1 protein-coding gene and 1 pseudogene are annotated in these 729 nt (G+C 47.2%); both read left to right on the top strand.

The window, feature by feature from the left end; translation table 11 throughout:
• A pseudogene (locus A3766_RS14345) lies at positions 1 to 189 on the top strand (GNAT family N-acetyltransferase); the annotation flags it as partial.
• Positions 189 to 729, top strand: a 541-nt coding sequence (locus A3766_RS14340; protein ID WP_197479580.1) for a hypothetical protein, incomplete at its 3' end; no start/stop codon positions are given. The pseudogene A3766_RS14345 and the gene A3766_RS14340, both read left to right, overlap by 1 nt.

Here is a 729-nt window from a genome sequence, read left to right as displayed (position 1 = left end):
GTGCCGACTTTGTACAAGCAGTATAGCGACCTATGTGAACCGGGTGGCCTAAAGTTCTTGGGCTTTGGTGTTGACCCTGACTTTGGTGATTGTATCGACGGTTTAGTGATGGTCGATGTCAGTAAGATCAAGGAAAAGAAGCGTAAGCGCTATATCCCTGAAGTTATTGAACAACAGGAAGATAAATAATGCGTGCGGCCTGGCAAGCATTGAATGTGATGTGGACATTGCATGGTGAGCAGGCGTCGGGCGAGAAGTCTGCCCGTAGCGAACTGCTTTATCTTGAGGGGAGTGATATTGATAGCAGCTGCGTCAGTGTTGATGTCTATGAACCGCATATAAAACCGAAGGGATGCATTGCGTTCTTTCACGGCATGTCTCCTTTTGGAAAAGACGATTCTCGTATCGTTACACTTTGTCAGTCGCTATGTCATGTCGGCTTTAGAGTGGTTTCTCCTGATGTTCAGTCAATCAAAACTTTGAAGATTGATCCTCGGCAGATCGACTTGGTTGCAGATATATTAAGTGCGTTGGTGGATCAGTCGCACTTATGTTCTTCGGGTAGGCTGAGTGTTCTTGCGCCGTCTTTTTCCGGTGCCATATGTTTGGCTGCTGCAGCGGATGAACGTGTTAAAGACCGAATCATCTCGGTGTGTGCCATTGGTGCATTTACGGAAGTTGATTCGGTGATGAACTACTTGCTGACCGATACCGATGCAGACCCCTATG

The sequence above is a fragment of the Oleiphilus sp. HI0132 genome (assembly GCF_001635845.1).
Note: the sequence above shows the minus strand (reverse complement) of the source record. Positions and strands in the feature narration are given on the sequence as shown.